Below are 19,233 nucleotides of genomic sequence, written 5' to 3' on the forward strand. Positions count from 1 at the left end.
TTGATTTGCCCCCGCTTGAAAATATCGCTATAATCGAAGGCTGTACAGAATTCTGTTACGCAGACACTAATGTTTGACAGGCACTGGTTTGGCACACATGGTTCGGCAGACGCACAGAACGCACCGGTTGGCAAACACTAATGTTTGCAAACGCACTTTGACCCTGTTTTAGGAAATTCCATGGCAAATACCGCACAAGCGCGCAAACGCGCTCGTCAAGCAGTTAAGCAAAACGCACACAATTCGTCCCAACGTTCGACCTTGCGCACGGCTATCAAAGCTGCTCGCAAAGCGATCCAGGGCGGCGACAAGGCAGCTGCTGCTGCAATCTTCCAGGCATCCGTGTCGACCATCGACCGTATCGCTGACAAGAAGATCATCCACAAAAACAAGGCAGCTCGCCATAAGAGCCGTCTGGCAGCTGCTTTGAAAGCACTGTCCGCTTAATATTCGCCAGCAGGCAAGCCACCACGGTGGCCTTGCCTGTGCCGGTACGCTGGCACTGGTTGAAAAGCAAAAACCCGCAGATTCGTTCTAGCGGGTTTTTTCGCGTGCGCACATGCTTTTTCGGCTATCCGCGGCAGTCGTTTTCCGGCAGCGCCTTGCTGCCGGCCGCCACTGTCTAGCGCAGCGCCGGCAAGTTACCGATGCTCATGCCCGGCTTGATATTCTTTTGCTTGAACCAGCCCAGATGCATTTCCAGCGCATAGCGCACGGGCACGGTCTTCGTGGAGCAATGGCTGTCGAGCGTATGCGGCTGCATGTCTTCGATGTTGACGATCTTGCCGCTGGCATCGAGAAAGGCCACCGACAGGGGCAGCGGCGTGTTTTTCATCCACATGCATTGCGTCGAGGGATTGTCAAAGACAAACAGCATGCCCGCATTCGCCGGCATTTTTTCACGGTACATCAAGCCCTGTTCGCGTTGCTCTTCTGTCGCCGCCACTTCCGCCTGGATCAAATGCATGCCGGCCGACAGCTGCACGCTTTTTGTTTGCGCCTGGACCATGCTGGCGCAAGACAACAGGGCGATGGACAGGCAGAGACGGCGAAGGGGATTTTTCATGGGACGGGATGGGTGGCTGCGAAGCGGCGATTAAGCCATGCTGGCGGCCGCCTGGTCAAGCATGCGGCCTGGCCGCGTCAAAAGCGTGGGGTGACAACAACATAGTCGCTGCCGTCACCCCGGGAATGACGTTTATTTCACCGGCTTGCCTGTTTCAGCGGCCGGCTGCTTCGTCTTGCGCGCCTGGGGAATCAGGCGCGACGCGTCCGTCGCGGCGGACGCGTTGACGGAAGCCGACGCCGGCGGCACGGGCTTGCTGGCATCGGTGGCGGCCGAAGCCTGGCTGGCTGCCGATGCGGGTGGCGGCTTGACGGCATCGGTCGCGGCGGAAGCGTGCACCTGGGCGCCCGACTGGGCCAGTGCGGCGCCGGCAAGCAGGGAGGCGGCCAGTGTGAATATTACTTTTGTCATCATCTTTCCTTTCCGTCATGTGAAGGTCAGATGATTTTAATGCATTATCTAAAAATAAATAGTGCTTATTGGAAAAATTTCAGCAAGGAAAACCGTTTTTCTTGTGCCGTTCACGTTTTCCCAATGTTATCGGCCGGCACTTCGCACCATTCGCCGGGCATCAGCGGGTGGCTGGCCAGAGAAAACGGGCCGATGGCGCTGCGCACCAGGCGCAGGGTGGGCAGGCCGACGGCCGCCGTCATGCGCCGCACTTGCCGGTTTTTTCCTTCTTTCAAAGTGATCGCCAGCCAGGAGGTGGGCTTGTCGGCGCGCGCGCGGATCGGCGGGTTGCGCGGCCACAGCCAGTCGGGCTCGGCGATGCGCACGGCCTTGCACGGCTTGGTGATGAAGTCGCCCAGGTCCAGCGGCGCCTGCAGGCGCGCCAGGCTGGCCGCGTCGGGCACGCCATCGACCTGCACCAGATAGGTTTTCGCTTCCTTGCGGTCCGGGTGGCTGATCTCGTGCTGCAGGCGGCCGTCGTCCGTCAGCAGCAGCAAGCCTTCGCTGTCGGCGTCGAGCCGGCCGGCCGGATAGATGCCGGGAATCGTGATGTGGTCGGCCAGGGTGGCGCGGCCTTCCTGCGGCGAAAACTGGCACAGGACCTGGAATGGTTTATTGAAGAGAATGAGTGGCATGCTGGATAAATTGATGCAAACGAGGGTGGCTGCTGGTCGGCGCCGCAAAAGCGTGGCGCCCTGTAAGATACTGGTGCATAATGTGAAACGTTAGTCTTATGTCTTATAGAAGACGTAGGCGATATGGCAACGAGGTTCTTTGGCGCCGCGGATGACCCGGCTGTTCTTTCCCTGCTAAAGTGCCTTATTGCCGCCCTGTTCGGACTTGTTTTTGTAAACTCTGCAACCGCAGAGCGCGTCGCCGGCCAGTGTTACCCGCCAGCGGTGTGTCCCACTTCGGAGATCACGATGTATCAACATATCACTGTACCTGCTGACGGCCAAAAAATCACCGTCAACGCCGATTTTTCGCTGAATGTACCAGATAATCCCATCGTTCCCTTCATTGAAGGCGATGGCACGGGCATCGATATCAGCCCGGTCATGATCAAGGTGATCGACGCTGCCGTGGCCAAGGCCTACGGCGGCGCACGCAAGATCAGCTGGATGGAAATCTACGCGGGCGAGAAATCGACGAATGTGTACGGCCCCGATGTGTGGCTGCCGGAAGAAACCTTGCAAGTGCTGAAAGATTACGTGGTCTCCATCAAGGGCCCGCTGACGACGCCCGTCGGCGGCGGCATCCGCTCGCTGAACGTGGCGCTGCGCCAACAGCTCGATCTGTACGTCTGCCTGCGTCCCGTGCGCTACTTCACAGGCGTGCCATCGCCCGTGAAAGAGCCGGAAAAGACGGACATGGTGATTTTCCGCGAAAATTCGGAAGATATCTACGCCGGCATCGAGTACCAGCAGGGCTCGCCCGAAGCGAAGAAACTGATGGATTTCCTCGTCAATGAAATGGGCGTGACGAAAATCCGCTTCCCGGCCACCTCGGGCCTGGGCATCAAGCCCGTGTCCATCGAAGGCACGGAGCGCCTCGTGCGCAAGGCCATCCAGTACGCGATCGACAATGACAAGCCTTCCGTGACGATCGTGCACAAAGGCAACATCATGAAATACACGGAAGGCGGTTTCCGCGACTGGGCGTATGCGCTGGCGCAAAAGGAATTCGGCGCCGAGCTGATCGATGGCGGCCCATGGTGCAAGTTCAAGAATCCGAAGACGGGCCGCGACATCATCGTCAAGGATTCGATCGCTGACGCGTTCCTGCAACAGATTTTGCTGCGTCCGGCCGAATACAGCGTCATCGCGACCCTGAATCTGAACGGCGATTACATTTCCGACGCGCTGGCGGCGCAAGTGGGCGGCATCGGCATCGCGCCGGGCGCGAACCTGTCCGATTCCGTTGCCATGTTCGAAGCGACGCACGGCACGGCGCCGAAGTACGCGGGCAAGGATTACGTGAACCCCGGTTCGCTGATCCTGTCGGCGGAAATGATGCTGCGCCACATGGGCTGGCTGGAAGCGGCCGACCTGATCATTTCTTCGATGCAAAAGTCGATCGCCTCGAAGCGCGTCACCTACGATTTCGCCCGCCTGATGGAAGGCGCGACGCAAGTGTCGTGTTCCGGTTTCGGCGACGTGATGATCGAGCACATGTAATAAGCGGGGGCAGGGTGCTGGGCACCCTGCGGACGAAAAAAAACCCCGTTTGACAACGGGGCTTTTCACATCTGAGGGCCGGCGATGCTTAGGCTGCTTGGATGTTGGAAGCTTGCTTGCCTTTAGGGCCTTGCGTGACTTCGAATTGAACTTTTTGACCTTCTTTGAGGGTCTTGAAACCGTTCATGTTGATTGCGGAGAAATGAGCAAACAAATCTTCGCCGCCATCATCTGGAGTGATGAAGCCAAAACCTTTGGAATCATTGAACCACTTAACTGTACCTGTTGCCATAAAAAGAACTTTCAAAATTAAAACAAATCACACGAGCCATAAAAGCAAGAAGCTTCTTGCCCCCTCCTCGACGTCTCACTTCTTATCAAGCTGTACATTACTGCAACAGTCGATACAGCATTGTTGGCGGAATAAATAATGAAGTCAAGCGCTTTTCCATCGATATTGACAAATTCTTCACGACGACCAAAAAAGCAACTCTTGATTTTGACAGCAAGGTCGCCATCTGCGCACTATTAAGAAAACGCGTAAGATTGAAAACAATTGGAAAGGCGTAGATATTGCGCATGACAACCACTGTGAAAGCATTAGAATAAGCGTATGGCAACCAAGCACGACTCAGAAACCCTGCTGGAGCGGCAAGTGCTGAAGCCGCCGCCGCTCTATCAGGTAGCCTTGCTCAATGACGACTACACCCCGATGGAATTTGTGGTGGCCATCATTCAGGAGTATTTCAACAAGGACCGTGAAACGGCGACGCAAATCATGCTCAGTGTTCATCGCTACGGCAAAGGAGTGTGCGGCGTGTTCTCTAAAGATATAGCGTGTACCAAAGTGGAGTTCGTTTTAACGCATGCGCGCAAGGCGGGGCACCCCCTGCAGTGCGTGATGGAGGAAGTATGATTGCGCAGGAATTAGAAGTAAGTTTGCACATGGCGTTTGTCGAAGCTCGGCAGGCACGGCACGAATTCATCACGGTTGAGCATTTACTGCTGGCACTGCTGGACAATCCCTCCGCTGCCGAGGTATTGCGTGCCTGCGCGGTCAATATAGAAGACCTGCGCAAGACCCTCACCAATTTCATCGGCGATAACACGCCGACCGTGCCTGGCACGGGCGAAGTCGACACCCAGCCGACGCTTGGTTTCCAGCGCGTGATTCAGCGCGCCATCATGCACGTCCAGTCCGCCTCGAACGGCAAGAAGGAAGTCACGGGCGCCAATGTGCTGGTGGCCATCTTCGGCGAAAAGGATTCGCATGCGGTCTACTACCTGCACCAGCAGGGCGTGACACGCCTGGACGTGGTCAATTTCATCTCGCACGGCGTGCGCAAGGACCAGTCGACGGAAAGCGCGAAAGCCTCCGAAGGCGTGGAAGAAGCGCCCGTCGATGGCCAGCCGAAGGAAAGCCCGCTCGACCAGTTCACGCAAAACCTGAACAAGGCCGCTGCCGAAGGCAAGATCGACCCGCTGATCGGGCGCGAGGAAGAAGTCGACCGCGTGATCCAGATCCTGTGCCGCCGCCGCAAGAACAATCCGCTGCTGGTCGGCGAGGCGGGCGTGGGCAAGACGGCCATCGCCGAAGGCCTCGCTTACCGCATCACGCAAAGCGATGTGCCGGAAATCCTGCAGAATGCCGTCGTGTATTCGCTGGACATGGGCGCCTTGCTGGCCGGTACCAAATACCGCGGCGACTTCGAGCAGCGCCTGAAAGCCGTGCTGAAACAGTTGAAGGACAATCCGAACGGCATCCTGTTCATCGACGAGATCCACACCATCATCGGTGCGGGCTCGGCGTCGGGCGGTACCCTCGATGCATCCAACCTGCTGAAACCGGCACTGGCGAATGGTCAATTGAAGTGCATCGGCGCGACCACGTACACGGAATTCCGCGGCGTGTTCGAGAAAGACCATGCGCTCTCCCGCCGCTTCCAGAAAGTGGACGTCAACGAGCCGACCGTCGAGCAAACCGTGCAGATCTTGCGCGGCCTCAAGTCGCGCTTCGAAGAGCACCACGGCGTCAAATACTCGGCCTCGGCCCTGTCGACGGCGGCCGAACTGGCGGCGCGCTTCATCAACGACCGCCATCTGCCCGACAAGGCGATCGACGTCATCGATGAAGCGGGCGCGGCGCAGCGCATCCTGCCGAAGTCGAAGCAAAAGAAAACCATCGGCAAGGCCGAGATCGAGGACATCATCGCCAAGATCGCCCGCATTCCGCCGCAAACGGTCAACCAGGACGACCGCAGCAAGCTGCAGACGATCGACCGCGACTTGCGCAATGTCGTGTTCGGGCAAGATCCTGCCATCGACGCGCTGGCCTCGGCCATCAAGATGGCCCGTGCCGGCCTGGGCAAGACGGACAAGCCGATCGGCTCCTTCCTGTTCTCCGGTCCGACCGGCGTCGGCAAGACCGAGGTGGCCAAGCAATTGGCCTTCATCCTCGGCATCGAGCTGATCCGTTTCGACATGTCGGAATACATGGAACGCCACGCCGTCAGCCGCCTGATCGGCGCGCCGCCGGGCTACGTCGGTTTCGACCAGGGCGGCCTGCTGACGGAAGCGATCACCAAGAAACCGCATGCGGTCTTGCTGCTCGATGAAATTGAAAAAGCCCATCCGGACATTTTCAATATCCTGCTGCAAGTCATGGACCATGGCACCTTGACGGACAACAATGGCCGCAAAGCCGATTTCCGCAACGTGATCATCATCATGACGACGAATGCGGGCGCGGAAAGCTTGCAAAAGACGTCGATCGGCTTCACGAATTCGAAGCAGGCGGGCGACGAGATGGCCGACATCAAGCGCATGTTTACGCCGGAGTTCCGCAACCGCATCGACGCGACCATCAGCTTCCGCGCGCTGGACCAGGAAATCATCCTGCGCGTGGTCGACAAGTTCCTGATGCAACTGGAAGAACAGTTGCACGAGAAAAAGGTCGAAGCCGTGTTTACCGAGAAGCTGCGTGCTTTCCTCGGCAAGAAAGGTTTCGATCCGCTCATGGGTGCGCGGCCGATGGCGCGTTTGATCCAGGACATGATCCGCAAGGCGCTGGCCGACGAACTGCTGTTCGGCCGCCTGGTCACGGGTGGACGGGTCACCGTCGACCTCGACGACAAGGACCAGGTCTTGCTGGAATTCCCGGAACCGCCAGACGCGGCGCCGACGGCAGCACCGGAAACGGTGGAAGTCGAGTAAGCTTCCTGCCGTCAACGAAAAACCCGCCCACGCAAGTGGCGCGGGTTTTTTTACGTTTTTATGGGCAATAAAGAAGGTTTTAAGAAGGTTTTCTTTGGTCGTAGTTATGCCAGAATTGCTGTCCGGTATCGACATGATGTCCATGCCACCTGACCGCTATCTGGATGCCACATGAAAATTTCCCGCAATCTCTCCTTGCTCCTGTTGTCCGCCGGCTTGCTGGGCAACGCCGCCGCTGCCGCGCCCGCCGGCAGTTATTTCCGCTTTCCCGCCGTGCGCGGCGATACCGTCGTCTTCACGGCCGAAGGCGATTTGTGGAAAAGCAATCTGCGCGGTGGCGCGGCCCAGCGTCTGACCACGCATCCCGGCTATGAAACGAACGCGGCGATTTCTCGCGACGGCCAGTGGCTGGCGTTTTCCGCCGCCTATGAGGGGGCGCAGGAAGCGTATGTGATGCCGCTGGCCGGTGGCTTGCCGCGCCGTATTTCATTTGACAATGGCGGCGTGCTGGTGCTGGGCTGGACGGCGCAGGGCGAGGTGCTGGTCAGCACGCAAAATACGGACGGTCCCGCCTCGCGCCGCATCGTCGCCGCCATCGATCCCGTGAAACAGACGCGGCGCGTGTTTCCCGTGGCCGACGCCAACGACGCCGTGCTCGACGACGCCGGCAAGACCCTGTTCTTCACGCGTTTCGGCCTGGCCATGACGAATGACAATGTGCGCAACTACCGGGGCGGCGCGCATGCCACCTTGTGGCGCTATGAGCTCGACGGCAAGGGCGAGGCCGTGCGCATGCACGCGGAGCCCGCTGTGTTGGCAGGCAACAACAAGCGCCCCATGTGGTGGCAGGGCCGCGTGTATTACATCAGTGACGAGGGCGGCAGCGACAACCTGTGGAGCATGCTGCCCGACGGCTCCGACCGCCGCGCGTTGACCAGCCACACGCAGTGGGACGTGCGCAACGCGCAGCTGGGCGACGGCAAGATTGTGTATCAATTGGGCGCAGACCTGCGGGTGCTGGACCTGGTCGCAGGGACGGATTCATCGCCATTGCCGATCAGCCTTGTCTCCGATTTCGACCAGCAGCGCGCGCGCCAGATCCGCTCGCCGCTCGACACCTTGAGCAATGTGCAGCTGTCGGGCAAGGACGAGCGCATCATCCTGACGGCGCGCGGCAAGGTCAGCATCGCCGGCACGGGCCGCCTGCGCAGAGTCGACATCGCCATTCCCGACGGGGCGCGGGCGCGCGATGCCGTCTTTTCCAGCGACGAGAAATCCGTGTTCGCCATCGTCGACACGAGCGGAGAAAACGAAATCTGGAAGTACGCGGCCGACGGCTCGGGCAAGGGCGAGCAGCTTACGACGCACGGAGATAATCACCGCTGGAAGCTGTATCCGTCGCCGGACGGGCGTTGGCTGGCGCACACGGACAAGAAGGGCCGTTTCTGGCTGCTGGACCTGGCGACCAGGGGCAATCAGCTGATCGACGATGCGGGCAAGGCGGGCGTGGACAAGCACGACGAAGTGCAATGGTCGCCCGACAGCCGCAACCTGGCCATCGTGCGCGTGGCCAGCAACGAGCAGCGCGAGCAGATCGGCTTGTACAACCTCGCATCGAAGCAGCTGCAGTTCGTCACCAGCGACCGCTATACCTCCGGCTCGCCCGTGTTTTCGCCGGACGGGCGCTGGCTGTATTTCATGTCGGCGCGCAATTTTCAGCTGGCCAATGGCTCGCCTTGGGGCGATCGCAACATGGGCCCCGTGTTCGACAAGCGCATCGGCGTGTATGCGCTGGCGCTGCAGCCGGGCAACCGTTTTCCGTTCCAGCCCGACGATGAGCTGAGCCGCCCGGGAGTGAAGCCGGCCGAAACGGATGATGAAAAGGCGGCCGAATCGGCGGCGGAAAAGGCATTGGAAAAGGCCGGCGGCAAGTCGGCCGTGAAGAAAACGCCGGCCGCCCTGCCGGACGTCGTCTTCAAGGGACTGGCCGAGCGCCTGTATGAAGTGCCGCTAGCGGCCGGCAATTACAGTGCGCTGGCCATCGATGACAAGCGCCTGTATTTCCTCGAGCGCGACAGCGGCGAGAACAAGTTCAGCCTGAAAACCTTGGCCATAGGCAATGCGGGTTCCAAGCCGGAACTGCTGGTGGCCAATGTGCGCGAATTCGACCTGGCACAGGATAAAAAGCATTTGTATTACAGGACGGCAACCAGCGCGGCAGCCACCGGCCCGGGCGAGATGCTGGTGATCGAGGCGGGCGCCAAGCTGCCGTCCGACCTGTCGAAGGCGAAAGTAAAAGTCGACGACTGGACGTTTGTGTCGAACCCGCGTCTGGAGTGGAAGCAGATGTTCAACGATGCGTGGCGTCTGCACCGCGATTTCCTGTACGACGCGAAAATGCGCGGCGTGGACTGGAAGGCGGTGCGCGACAAGTATGCGCCGCTGGTCGAGCGGGTCACGGACCGGGCCGAGCTCAATGACGTGCTGGGCATGATGGTGGCCGAAGTGGGCGCCCTGCATTCGCAGATACGTCCCGGTGAATTGCGCCGCACGGAGCAGGAAGGCGCGCCGGCTGGTCTGGGCGCCGTGCTGGCGCGCACCAGCGAGGGCTACCGGGTCGAGCATGTCTACCGCAGCGAAGCGGAACTGCCCTCGGCGCGCGCTCCGCTGTCGCGGCCCGAGGTGGATGTGAAGGAGGGCGACGTGATCACGGCCGTCAACGGCAAGGACGTGCTGGCCGCGCGCGACATCAGCGACCTGCTGCTGAACCAGGCCGACAAGCAGGTGCTGCTGCAAGTCAAACGTGGCAAGGGCGCGCCGCGCGCCGTCATCGTCACGCCCGTCAACATGGCGAAACAGACGGCGCTGCGCTATGGCGACTGGGAATTGAGCCGCGCCGAGCAGGTGGCCGCCGCCTCGCAGGGGCGCATCGGCTACCTGCACCTGCGCGCCATGGGCGCCAACGACATCGCCTCGTTCGCGCGCGATTTTTACGCCAACATCAACCGCGAAGGCCTGATCATCGACGTGCGGCGCAATAACGGCGGCAATATCGACAGCTGGATCATCGAAAAGCTGCTGCGCAAGGCCTGGGCCTACTGGGCGCCGCCGGGCGTGCAGCCGTCGTCGAACATGCAGAACACCTTCCGCGGCCACCTGGTGGTGCTGGTCGATGAACTCACGTATTCCGATGGCGAGACCTTCGCGGCCGGCATCAAGGCATTGAAACTGGCGCCGCTGGTGGGCAAGCGCACGGCCGGCGCCGGCGTCTGGCTCAGCGACAATACGCGCCTGGCCGACAATGGCATGGCGCGCGTGGCGGAAAACGGCCAGTTCGGCATCGATGGACAGTGGCTGATCGAAGGCGTGGGCGTAGTGCCGGACGTCGAGGTGGAAAACCCGCCGCACGCCACCTTCAATGGCGCCGACCGCCAGCTGGAAGTGGCGCTCGACATGCTGGCGAAAAAGCTCAAGGAGCAGCCGCGCCCCGCGTTCCAGGCGCAGCCGATCCCCGCGTTGAAGTAATTCCGTTACAGGCTGCAGGCGGTCTTGACGCGTGGCACCAGATAGCCGTACTGCTCGTGATGGCGCAGGTCGGCGGTGGACGGCACGTCCTGGTGCAAGGCAGTCCGCTGGTGCCGCCCGCGCCGCCGTGTCCCGTGCCGCGCTGCCATAGATCGTGCGGGTGAGGCCTGCCGTCCACGGTTTTTTTGTATGGCCGAAAAATCAGCCGGCGCGCAGGCGGCGCCACAGCGTGGTGCGGCTGATGCCGAGGTATTGGGCGGCGGCGTCGCGGCGCCCGCCGAAGCGCGCCAGTACGGCGCTGGCGCTTTCGTCTTCCAGGCGCGGCGGCGCGGTGGCGGCAGGCGCCGGCGGCAGCGCCGGCGTGCCTGCGGCGTTGGCCAGTTCCGGCGCCACGCCCAGCACGAAGGCGGGCGTGAGCGCCTGCAGCGGTTCGGCTGCCAGGAACAGGGCCAGGCGCTCGGCCAGGTTGCGCAGTTCGCGCACGTTGCCGGGCCAGTCGTAGCGGCGCAGCAGCGGCGCGCAAGCCTGGACTTCCGCGTGCAGATTGGGGTGCGGACGGGCGCCCAGCGCGGCCAGCGCGTTTTTCAGCGACCATTCGGCCAGGCCGGGAATGTCGCTGGCGCGTTCGCGCAAGGCGGGCAAATGCAGGCGCAGCACGGCCAGGCGGTAGAACAGGTCGGCGCGGAAGCGGCCTTCGCGGATGCGCTGCTCCAGGTCGCAATGCGTGGCGCTGATGATGCGCACATTGATGGCGATGGGGCGCGTGCCGCCCACGCGCACCACTTCACGCTCTTCCAGCACGCGCAGCAAGCGCGTTTGCAGGGCCAGCGGCATTTCGCCGATTTCGTCGAGGAACAGGGTGCCGTGGTTGGCCGCTTCGAACAGGCCCGCATGGCCGCCCCGGCGCGCGCCCGTAAACGCCCCGTCCTCGTGGCCGAACAGTTCCGATTCCAGCAAGGACTCGGCGATGGCGCCGCAATTGATGGCAATAAAGGGCCGGTTCGCGCCCAGGCTGCGCGGGCTTTCGCGGTGGATGGCCTGCGCCACCAGTTCCTTGCCGCTGCCCGTCTCGCCCTGGATCAGCACCGTCGCCGGCGACCGCGCATACAGCACCACCGACTGGCGCAGCGCTTCCATCGCCTCCGATTCGCCGCGCAAATCGTGCAGGCCGTGGCGCGCGCGCAGAGTGTCGGCCACCACCGTGCGCCGCCCCCGGTTCGATTCGATCTGGGTCAGGCGCGCCAGTTCCAGCGCGTCGTCGAAGGCGCGCCGGATGGCCGTGGCCGAATACACGAAGACGGCTGCCAGTCCCGCCTCTTCGGCCAGGTCGGTGACGAGGCCAGCACCGACGACGGCTTTGACGCCCTCGGCCTTCAGTTCATTGATCTGCGCGCGCGCGTCTTCCTCGGTGGCGTAGGTGCGCTGCGCGATCTGGAAGCCGAAGGTGGCGGCAAATTCGCCCAGTTCCGGCATCGGGTCCTGGTAGGTGACGACGCCGATGTGCGGCGAAATGCGCCGCGCGCGCGCCAGCGCCTGCATCACGTCATAGCCGCTGGCCTTGGCGATGATGACGGGTACCGACAGCCGGCCTTTCAGGTAGGCGCCGTTGGAGCCGGCCGCGATGACGGCGTCGCAGCGCTCCGTGGCCATGCGTTCGCGGATGTGGCGCACGGCGTCGTCGAAGCCCAGGTTGATCGGCTCGATCGTCGCCAGGTCGTCGTATTCGAGCGTGATGTCGCGGAACAGGTCGAACAGCCGCGAGACGGAGACGGTCCAGATGACGGGTTTGTCGCGGTGGTCGAGCGGAGGTTGGGGAGGGCGGCGCATGCTTTATTCTAAACGATTTGTTTCATATTTTTGCTGTGCAACGGCGTTGCAACAAGCGCGTTGCAAGTGGTCTGTGGCGTTTCAGATATTGCCAGTAAGGAATATGAAAAAACCCCGGGAAACTGGTTTATGATCTAACAGCACTATGATGCCTGATGAATATATTGCCCAGGTGCATTTCGACCGCCAACAACCGAACCATGGTGTCCATGAACCGCGTACCGACCAGTCCCGATTTCATCGCCGATGCCTTGCAGCTGATCGCCTTGCCTGCTTGCGCCTGCGATGCCTGCGGCATGGTGGTGGCCGCGAATGGCGCCTTGCAGTCCTTGCTGGGCAGGGATATATCGGGCCGGCTGCTGGCCGACTGTTTTACGGACGCCTACCGCGCGTCGAGCACCAGCATGCTGCGCGGCGCGCTCGGCGCGGCCGGGCGCGAGCGACAGTGGGACAGCAGCCTGCAAGGGGAGGCGGGCGCCATCGCCGTGCAGGTATGGTCGAGGCCGCTGCTGGTGGACGATGGCTTGCCGGGCGCGACCCTCGTGTTTGCCGACATCCGCGTGCAGCAGCGCGACCAGCAAGCCCTGCGCAAGACCTTGCTGGAACAGCAGGCTATCCTGGAAAGCGCGGCCGTCGGCATCATCTTTTCCAAGGGTGGCTTTATCGAGGAATGCAATATCCGCGCCGCCGAGATGCTTGGCTATGCGCGCCACCAGTTGACGGGCATGCCGGGCGCGGTGCTGTACCGCTCCGCCGAGCATTGCCGCGCGCTGGGACTGGAAGCGGCGCCGCTGCTGTCGAAGGGCAAGCCATACCGCACGGAGCTGGAATTGCGGCGCCAGGACGGCACCCTGTTCTGGAGCCGCCTGCACGGGCGCGCCGTCGATCCCTTGAATACGCATGACGGCACGGTCTGGATCATTGAGGATATCAGCGACCACCGGCGCGATGAAGACCAGCTGCGCCGCGCCATGCTGGAAATGCAGGCCGTGATGGACAACGCGCCGCTGGCCATCGGCTTCCAGCGCGACAAGGGCGTGCTGCGCTACAACAGGCGCTTCGCCGAATGCTTCGGCTTCGACGGCGACAGCGGCGTGGGCCTGGCCGTCGCCGACCTGTATCCGTCGCGCGCGGCCTACGAGAACGTCGTGCGGCAGGCTGCGCCCCTGCTGCGGCGCGGCCTGCCGTTTCAGGGCGAGATGGAGATGCGCCGCCGCGACGGTTCGACCTTCTGGGCGCTGGCCTACGGCTATGTGCTGAACCGGGAAAACCAGCCCGACCGCGCGCTGCGCGACACGATCTGGCTGTTCGATGACCGCAGCGCGCAAAAGGCGGCCGAGGAGGCGACGCGCCAGCTGATGCTCGAGCAGCAGGCCATCCTCGATAATGCCTCCGTCGGCATCCTGTTTTCGCGTTCACGCCTGATCCTGCGCTGCAATCCCCGCTTCGCCGAAATGTTCGGCTATGCGCAGGAGGAGATGACGGGCATGCCCGCCGCCGAACTGTTTCCCTCGCCGGCCGCCTACGAGGCATTCGGCGTGCAAGCGACGCCGCTGCTGGGACAGGGCTTGCCGTACGAGCAGGACGAATCGCTGTTCCGCCGCCGCGACGGCAGCCTGTTCTGGTGCCGCATCCGCGCCAAGGCCGTCGACCAGGCGCACAGCGAGCAGGGCGCCATCTGGATCCTCGAAGACATCACGGCCAGCCGCCAGGCGCAGATGGAGGTGGCGGCCATCATGACGAATGCCTCGGTCAGCATCCTGTACACCAAGAACCGCCAGATCACGCGCTACAACCTGGGCTTTGCCGCGATGTTCGGCTACAGCGGCGACGAGGCGCTGGGCTTGCCTGGGCGCGCCCTGTACGTGTCGCAGCAATCCTACGACCTGCTGGGCGCGGCGGCCTTTCCCTTCCTGTCGGTGGGCAAGCCCTTCCAGACAGAAGTGGAAATGATGCGCCGCGACGGCACGACCTTGTGGGCGCAACTGATCGCCTACGTCGTCAATCCCGACGATCCCGCGGCCGGTACCATCTGGATTATCGAGGACCGCACGGAAGCCAAGCGCGCCGAAGAATCGCTGCGCAACGCGCTGCTGGAAAACCAGGCCATCCTCGACAGCGCCGTGCTGGGCATCTCGGTGATAGAGGGGGGCTACAATTTGCGCGCCAACAGCAAGATGGAAGAGCTGTTCGGCTATGGACCGGGCGAGATCAACGGCCTGTCCGTGCGGGCCCTGTATCCGGACGTGGCCGCGTGGAAGGTGGCGCGCGGCGAGACGGCGCGCGATTTCGATGCGGGCAGGGTGCACATGTCGGAATACCAGCTGGTGCGCAAGGATGGCAGCCGCTTCTGGGCGCGCCTGTCCGGCCGGCCGTTCGACCTGGCGCATGCGCATGGCCGTTCCGTGTGGCTGGTCGACGACGTGACGGCGCGCCGCGAGGCGGCCGAGGCGGTGCGCCGCGCGCGCGACGAACTGGAATTGCGCGTGCAGGAACGCACGGCCGAACTGGCCGGCGCCAACCTGCTGCTGCAGGGCGAAATCGTCGAGCGGCGCCAGGCTGAGGCGCGGGTGCACCACATGGCTTACCACGACAACCTGACGGGCTTGCCGAACCGCGCGCTGCTGTCGGACCGGCTGGAACGGGCCATGCTGGCCTCGCAGCGCTCGGAGCGCAAGCTGGCCGTGATGTTCATCGACCTCGATCGTTTCAAGACCATCAACGATTCGCTGGGCCACATGACGGGCGATCTGCTGCTCAAGGAAGTGGCCGCGCGGCTGTGCGGCGCCGTGCGCGCCAGCGACACGGTGGCGCGCCTGGGCGGCGATGAATTCGTCGTGCTGGTGCCGGGCATCCGTGGCGGCGAGGAAGCGGCGCGCGTGGCCGAGAAGATCATCGAGGCGCTCACGCCCGCCTTTCCGCTCGACGGCCACGTGCTGCACGTGACGCCGTCGATCGGCATCTGCGTGTATCCGGACGACGGCGGCGATGTCGACGCCCTGATGCGCCATGCCGATGCGGCCATGTATCACGCCAAGGGCAATGGCCGCAACAACTACCAGTTCTTCACGCAGACGATGAACCAGGCGGCGGCCCTGCACTTCGATTTGGAAAGCAGCTTGCGCACGGCGCTGGCGCTGCAGCAGTTCGAACTGTTTTACCAGCCCGTCATCGATATCGCCACGCGCCGGCTGCACGGCATGGAAGTGCTGCTGCGCTGGCGCCGCCCCGGCCACGGCCTGGTGCTGCCGGACCGCTTCATTCCCATCATGGAAGAAAACGGCTTGATCGTGCCGGTGGGCGAGTGGGTGATGCGCCAGGCGTGCGAGCAAAGCATGGCCTGGCAGCGCCAGGGCTTGCAGCCGGTGCCGCTGGCCGTGAATCTGTCGCCGCGCCAGTTCATGCACAAGGGCCTGGTGGCGGCGATTGGCGCCGTGGTGCGGGAAACGGGGATCGATCCGTCGCTGCTGGAATTCGAGATCACCGAGACGGCGCTGATGCAGCACGGCGAGCATACCCTGGAGATTCTGCGGCAGATCAACGGCATGGGCCTGCGCCTGTCGATCGACGATTTCGGCACCGGTTATTCCAGCCTGGCCTACCTGAAGCGCTTCCCCGTGAAGAAGGTCAAGATCGACCGCGCCTTCATCAAGGACCTCGAGCACAGCGCGGAAGACCGCGCCATCGTGTCGGCCATCATCGCGCTGGCCGACAGCCTGCAATTGTTGGCCGTGGCCGAGGGCGTGGAAACGGAGGAGCAGTTCGCGCTGCTGCAGGCGAACGGCTGCCGCTATGCGCAGGGCTATCTGTTTTCCGCGCCCGTGCCGGCGGTCAATGCGCAGGCCTTGCTGGAACGCGTTGTTAAGACTTCGAGCGCCTAACAGAACCGTAGCGAGCGGCAGTGAGTTGTGGCTGAGAAGCGGAGCTGTGCGAATGCACAGTGAGCATCGGAGGCCGCAAATCGCGACGCGCAGTAGGTTATGTTAGGTGCTCAATCAATCGTCGCCACCACCGGCGCATGATCGGACGGCTGTTCCCACTTGCGCGGCACGCGGTCGATCACGCAGGCCGTGCAGCGGCCTGCGAGAGCGGGCGAGAGCAGGATGTGGTCGATGCGCAGGCCCTTGTTCAGGCGGAAGCCCAGCTGGCGGTAATCCCACCAGCTGAACGATTTTTCCGCCTGTTCGAACAGGCGGAAAGCGTCCGTCAAGCCGATGTCGAACAGGCGCTGCAGGGCGGCGCGTTCCTTGTCCGAGACCAGCACCTGGCCTGCCCAAGCGACGGGATCGTGCACGTCGCGGTCGTCGGGCGCGATATTGTAGTCGCCGACGACGGCCAGCTGCGGGTGCTGCTGCGCTTCTTCGGCCAGCCAGTCGTGCAGGGCGGACAGCCAGCCCAGCTTGTATTCGTATTTGTCCGAGTCGACGCTCTGGCCGTTCGGCACGTAGGCGCAGACGACCCGCACGCCGCCTATGGTGGCGGCCAGGATGCGCTGCTGCGCATCGTCATAGCGCGGGTTGTTCTTTACCACGTCGGTGATCGGCAGCTTCGACAGGATGGCCACGCCGTTGTAGGTCTTCTGGCCGCTGAAGACCACCTGGTAGCCGGCCGCCTCGATCTCGGCGACGGGGAACTTGTCATCCGTTAGCTTGGTTTCTTGCAGGCACAGTATGTCGACCGGGTTGTCGGTCAGCCACTGCAGCACTTGCGGCAGGCGCACTTTGAGCGAGTTGACGTTCCAGGTGGCGAGTTTCATGGGAAAAATCCTTGCTTGAGTAGGTGACGATAGGCGCGAATCTTACCGCATGCGTGTCGATGGCGTCCTGTCCCGCCTGCCGGGCATGGGCTTGATTGACGGGCGGGGAAAAAGCCGTGTTAACAAAGTATTTGCATTTAACCAATCGTGGCGCATGAATATTATGTTTTTGTGTATCATTGATCAACCCCTATGTTTGATTTGGCATAAGTGGCTGGCATGGCAGGCTGCGTCTTGCCGTTGGGCGCGACAAAGGTGTAAAGTTTCTCGCTAAAACGCGATAAAAACTACTAAAATGGCACAATGTAACAACTGTGTCACATGGCTTTGTTACAGCCAAGTTAAGAACCGAACAGGAAGCAGTTGTAATTAGTTGTAATTGCTATTCCGATTACATGACCACTGTGCCGGGGATGGAACGTTAATTCCGTCCCTGGCGCCGCCAGACTTGTTATATAAATTGCAGTACTGTATCTATGAGACTGTTTTGCGACATCAATAGATGGTACTATTTTGAAATGTTGCAGTTTTAATAGTGAGACTTGCGCGTAGCATTTGCAAAGGAAGAAAATGCGAACTGCATTTGAAGCGTGGGCGCAGCGTGACGGCCACATTGTGCGGCGAAGAGAAGACAAACCGGATGAGTACCTGATTTTCGAGACCCAGCGCCGCTGGGTTATCTGGCAGGCAGCTCTGACGCATGGCAAGACGGCGACCAAGCCGCGCGTGAGCGCGGCCGAAAAGGCGGCGAAAGCCCAGCGCGCGCTGGAAATGTCCTCCGATGAAGCGACCGTACGCAACAAGGTGCTCAATGAGGTGCTCGACGCCTTCAGCGGCGCCGATGGCGCGGCCGGCATGGAAGGCATACTGAAAGTGATCCAGGGCCTGAAGCAGAAGCAGAAGGCGCTGGCCGACGACAAGAGCGAAGATTCAACGGCTTGAGGGGACGGCGATGCGTTATCGGCACTATAAGGGCGGCATTTATGAACTCGTGTGCGAAGCCACGCTGGAAGCGGATCTGACGCCGATGATCGTCTATCGCGCCGCCGACGGTTCCATCTGGACCCGTCCGAAAGACGTGTTTTTTCAACTGATCGAAGTCGAAGGCGTCATGGTCCAGCGTTTCGCTCCCATCAACTGATGGCCGCCTGCGTGCGTGCCCGGGATTATTTCATGCGTAAATTGCTGCCTGCCGCTTTGGTGCTGGGCTTTGCCTGCGCCGCGGCGCATGCCGAAACCATCGGTTCGGTCGATACGGTCTTCAAACTGATCGGCCCTGACCATAAAATCGTCGTTGAAGCGTATGATGATCCGCGCGTCGCCGGCGTCAGCTGCTATCTGTCGCGCGCCAAGACGGGCGGCATCAAGGGCGCCGTCGGCCTGGCCGAAGACAAGGCCGATGCGGCCGTGGCTTGCCGCCAGGTGGGGCCGCTGCAATTCAAGGGCAAGCTGCCGCGCCAGGAAGAAGTGTTCACCGAGCGCGCCTCGATCTTCTTCAAGCACGTGCGCGTCGTGCGCATGGTCGACAGCAAGCGCAATGCGCTGGTCTACCTCGTGTATTCCGACCGCCTGATCGAGGGCAGCCCGAAAAACAGCGTCACCGCCGTCGCCGTGCCTGGCGACCAGCCGATCCCCGTCCGTTAAGCGAGCTTCCCATGCGCGTGCCATCGTCTGCCGCCCTTGCCGCCTTTGCCGCCAGGACGCTGCTGCTGTTTGGCCTGGGCGGCTGCGCCACCCTGACGGGCAACACGGACCAGATGGTGCTGGTGCAAACCATCCAGGACAACCGCGAACTGACGGGCGCCGGCTGCATCCTCAGCAACGACGTGGGCAAGTGGTTCGTCACCACGCCGGGACGCATCACCATCCGCAAGAGCCAGGAACCGTTGAAAGTCGATTGCCGCAAGCACGGTTCGCCCGCCATCGCGACGGACGACCACATCGATCCCAAGCTCAATGGCAGCGTATGGGGCAATGTCATCCTGACCCTGGGCGTCGGCTATTTCGTCGACCGCAACACGGGCGCCGGCTTCGACTACCCATCGATCCTGACCATCGTCATGCAAGACCCGGCCCGTCTGGCGCCGCCGCCCGCACCCGTCGCCGTGAAGCCGCCGCCGGCCGCCGTGCCGGAAACGGTGGTGCAGCCCAAGGTGGCACCGTCGCCGTTGCCCAATCCCGTCGTCTACTGATTAATACGCTACGCATGAAAAAACCGC

Annotated in this window: 16 protein-coding genes; 10 read left to right on the forward strand and 6 right to left on the reverse strand. The window is 62.1% G+C overall.

Annotation, left to right across the window (positions count from 1 at the left end; translation table 11 throughout):
• Positions 1-180 precede the first annotated feature (180 nt).
• The gene (gene rpsT, locus IGS60_RS09660) at positions 181-447 is read left to right on the forward strand and encodes a 30S ribosomal protein S20 (protein ID WP_010395935.1); all 267 of its coding nucleotides are present in this window, start codon (positions 181-183) and stop codon (positions 445-447) included.
• 175 nt (positions 448-622) lie between these two features.
• On the opposite strand, the gene IGS60_RS09665 is transcribed toward rpsT, so the two are convergent.
• The 3 genes from IGS60_RS09665 to IGS60_RS09675 form a co-directional block, all read right to left on the reverse strand.
• A complete protein-coding gene (locus IGS60_RS09665; protein ID WP_230504032.1) occupies positions 623-1,066 on the reverse strand; it encodes a DUF192 domain-containing protein in 444 nt (147 codons plus the stop codon).
• A 132-nt stretch (positions 1,067-1,198) separates the two neighbouring features.
• Positions 1,199-1,480, reverse strand: a complete 282-nt coding sequence (locus tag IGS60_RS09670; protein ID WP_139143060.1) for a hypothetical protein — start codon at positions 1,478-1,480, stop codon at positions 1,199-1,201.
• A gap of 107 nt (positions 1,481-1,587) precedes the next feature.
• Entirely contained in the window at positions 1,588-2,151 is a 564-nt protein-coding gene (locus IGS60_RS09675) for a pseudouridine synthase (protein ID WP_230504035.1), read from the reverse strand.
• A 288-nt stretch (positions 2,152-2,439) separates the two neighbouring features.
• Here IGS60_RS09675 and icd point away from each other — a divergent pair, with 288 nt between their 5' ends.
• A complete protein-coding gene (icd, locus tag IGS60_RS09680) occupies positions 2,440-3,693 on the forward strand; it encodes an NADP-dependent isocitrate dehydrogenase (RefSeq protein WP_070221389.1) in 1,254 nt (417 codons plus the stop codon).
• An 88-nt stretch (positions 3,694-3,781) separates the two neighbouring features.
• Here icd and IGS60_RS09685 read toward each other — a convergent pair whose 3' ends face one another.
• Entirely contained in the window at positions 3,782-3,985 is a 204-nt protein-coding gene (locus IGS60_RS09685; RefSeq protein ID WP_010395943.1) for a cold-shock protein, read from the reverse strand.
• Between the two features lie 321 nt (positions 3,986-4,306).
• On the opposite strand from IGS60_RS09685, the gene clpS reads away from it, so the two are divergent.
• The 3 genes from clpS (at position 4,307) to IGS60_RS09700 (ending at position 10,431) form a co-directional block, all read left to right on the forward strand.
• Positions 4,307-4,609, forward strand: a complete 303-nt coding sequence (clpS, locus tag IGS60_RS09690; protein WP_070221390.1) for an ATP-dependent Clp protease adapter ClpS — start codon at positions 4,307-4,309, stop codon at positions 4,607-4,609.
• Positions 4,606-6,906, forward strand: coding sequence for an ATP-dependent Clp protease ATP-binding subunit ClpA (gene clpA / locus IGS60_RS09695; RefSeq protein WP_034751575.1), 2,301 nt, complete (start codon positions 4,606-4,608; stop codon positions 6,904-6,906). Before clpS ends, clpA begins: the two co-directional genes overlap by 4 nt.
• A 171-nt stretch (positions 6,907-7,077) precedes the next feature.
• Complete coding sequence (locus IGS60_RS09700) at positions 7,078-10,431, forward strand: S41 family peptidase (protein WP_230504037.1); 3,354 nt, start codon at positions 7,078-7,080, stop codon at positions 10,429-10,431.
• Between the two features lie 201 nt (positions 10,432-10,632).
• On the opposite strand, the gene prpR is transcribed toward IGS60_RS09700, so the two are convergent.
• A complete protein-coding gene (gene prpR, locus IGS60_RS09705; RefSeq protein ID WP_230504039.1) occupies positions 10,633-12,258 on the reverse strand; it encodes a propionate catabolism operon regulatory protein PrpR in 1,626 nt (541 codons plus the stop codon).
• 209 nt (positions 12,259-12,467) lie between these two features.
• Here prpR and IGS60_RS09710 point away from each other — a divergent pair, with 209 nt between their 5' ends.
• A complete protein-coding gene (locus IGS60_RS09710) occupies positions 12,468-16,139 on the forward strand; it encodes a bifunctional diguanylate cyclase/phosphodiesterase (protein ID WP_230504041.1) in 3,672 nt (1,223 codons plus the stop codon).
• Between the two features lie 110 nt (positions 16,140-16,249).
• Here IGS60_RS09710 and xth read toward each other — a convergent pair whose 3' ends face one another.
• Positions 16,250-17,014, reverse strand: coding sequence for an exodeoxyribonuclease III (gene xth / locus IGS60_RS09715; protein WP_230504043.1), 765 nt, complete (start codon positions 17,012-17,014; stop codon positions 16,250-16,252).
• A gap of 570 nt (positions 17,015-17,584) precedes the next feature.
• Here xth and IGS60_RS09720 point away from each other — a divergent pair.
• Genes IGS60_RS09720 through IGS60_RS09735 form a run of 4 tightly spaced genes read left to right on the forward strand, consistent with a single transcriptional unit; the run spans position 17,585 to position 19,206 of the window.
• A complete protein-coding gene (locus IGS60_RS09720; RefSeq protein WP_070219480.1) occupies positions 17,585-17,956 on the forward strand; it encodes a hypothetical protein in 372 nt (123 codons plus the stop codon).
• Positions 17,957-17,966: 10 nt separating this feature from the next.
• Positions 17,967-18,155, forward strand: coding sequence for a DUF1653 domain-containing protein (locus IGS60_RS09725; protein WP_034782199.1), 189 nt, complete (start codon positions 17,967-17,969; stop codon positions 18,153-18,155).
• 32 nt (positions 18,156-18,187) lie between these two features.
• Entirely contained in the window at positions 18,188-18,658 is a 471-nt protein-coding gene (locus tag IGS60_RS09730) for a CreA family protein (RefSeq protein WP_070219479.1), read from the forward strand.
• A gap of 11 nt (positions 18,659-18,669) precedes the next feature.
• Positions 18,670-19,206, forward strand: a complete 537-nt coding sequence (locus tag IGS60_RS09735) for a hypothetical protein (protein WP_070290518.1) — start codon at positions 18,670-18,672, stop codon at positions 19,204-19,206.
• Positions 19,207-19,233: the final 27 nt, after the last annotated feature.

The organism is Janthinobacterium sp. FW305-128 (assembly GCF_020858135.1).
Taxonomy (GTDB): domain Bacteria; phylum Pseudomonadota; class Gammaproteobacteria; order Burkholderiales; family Burkholderiaceae_D; genus Janthinobacterium.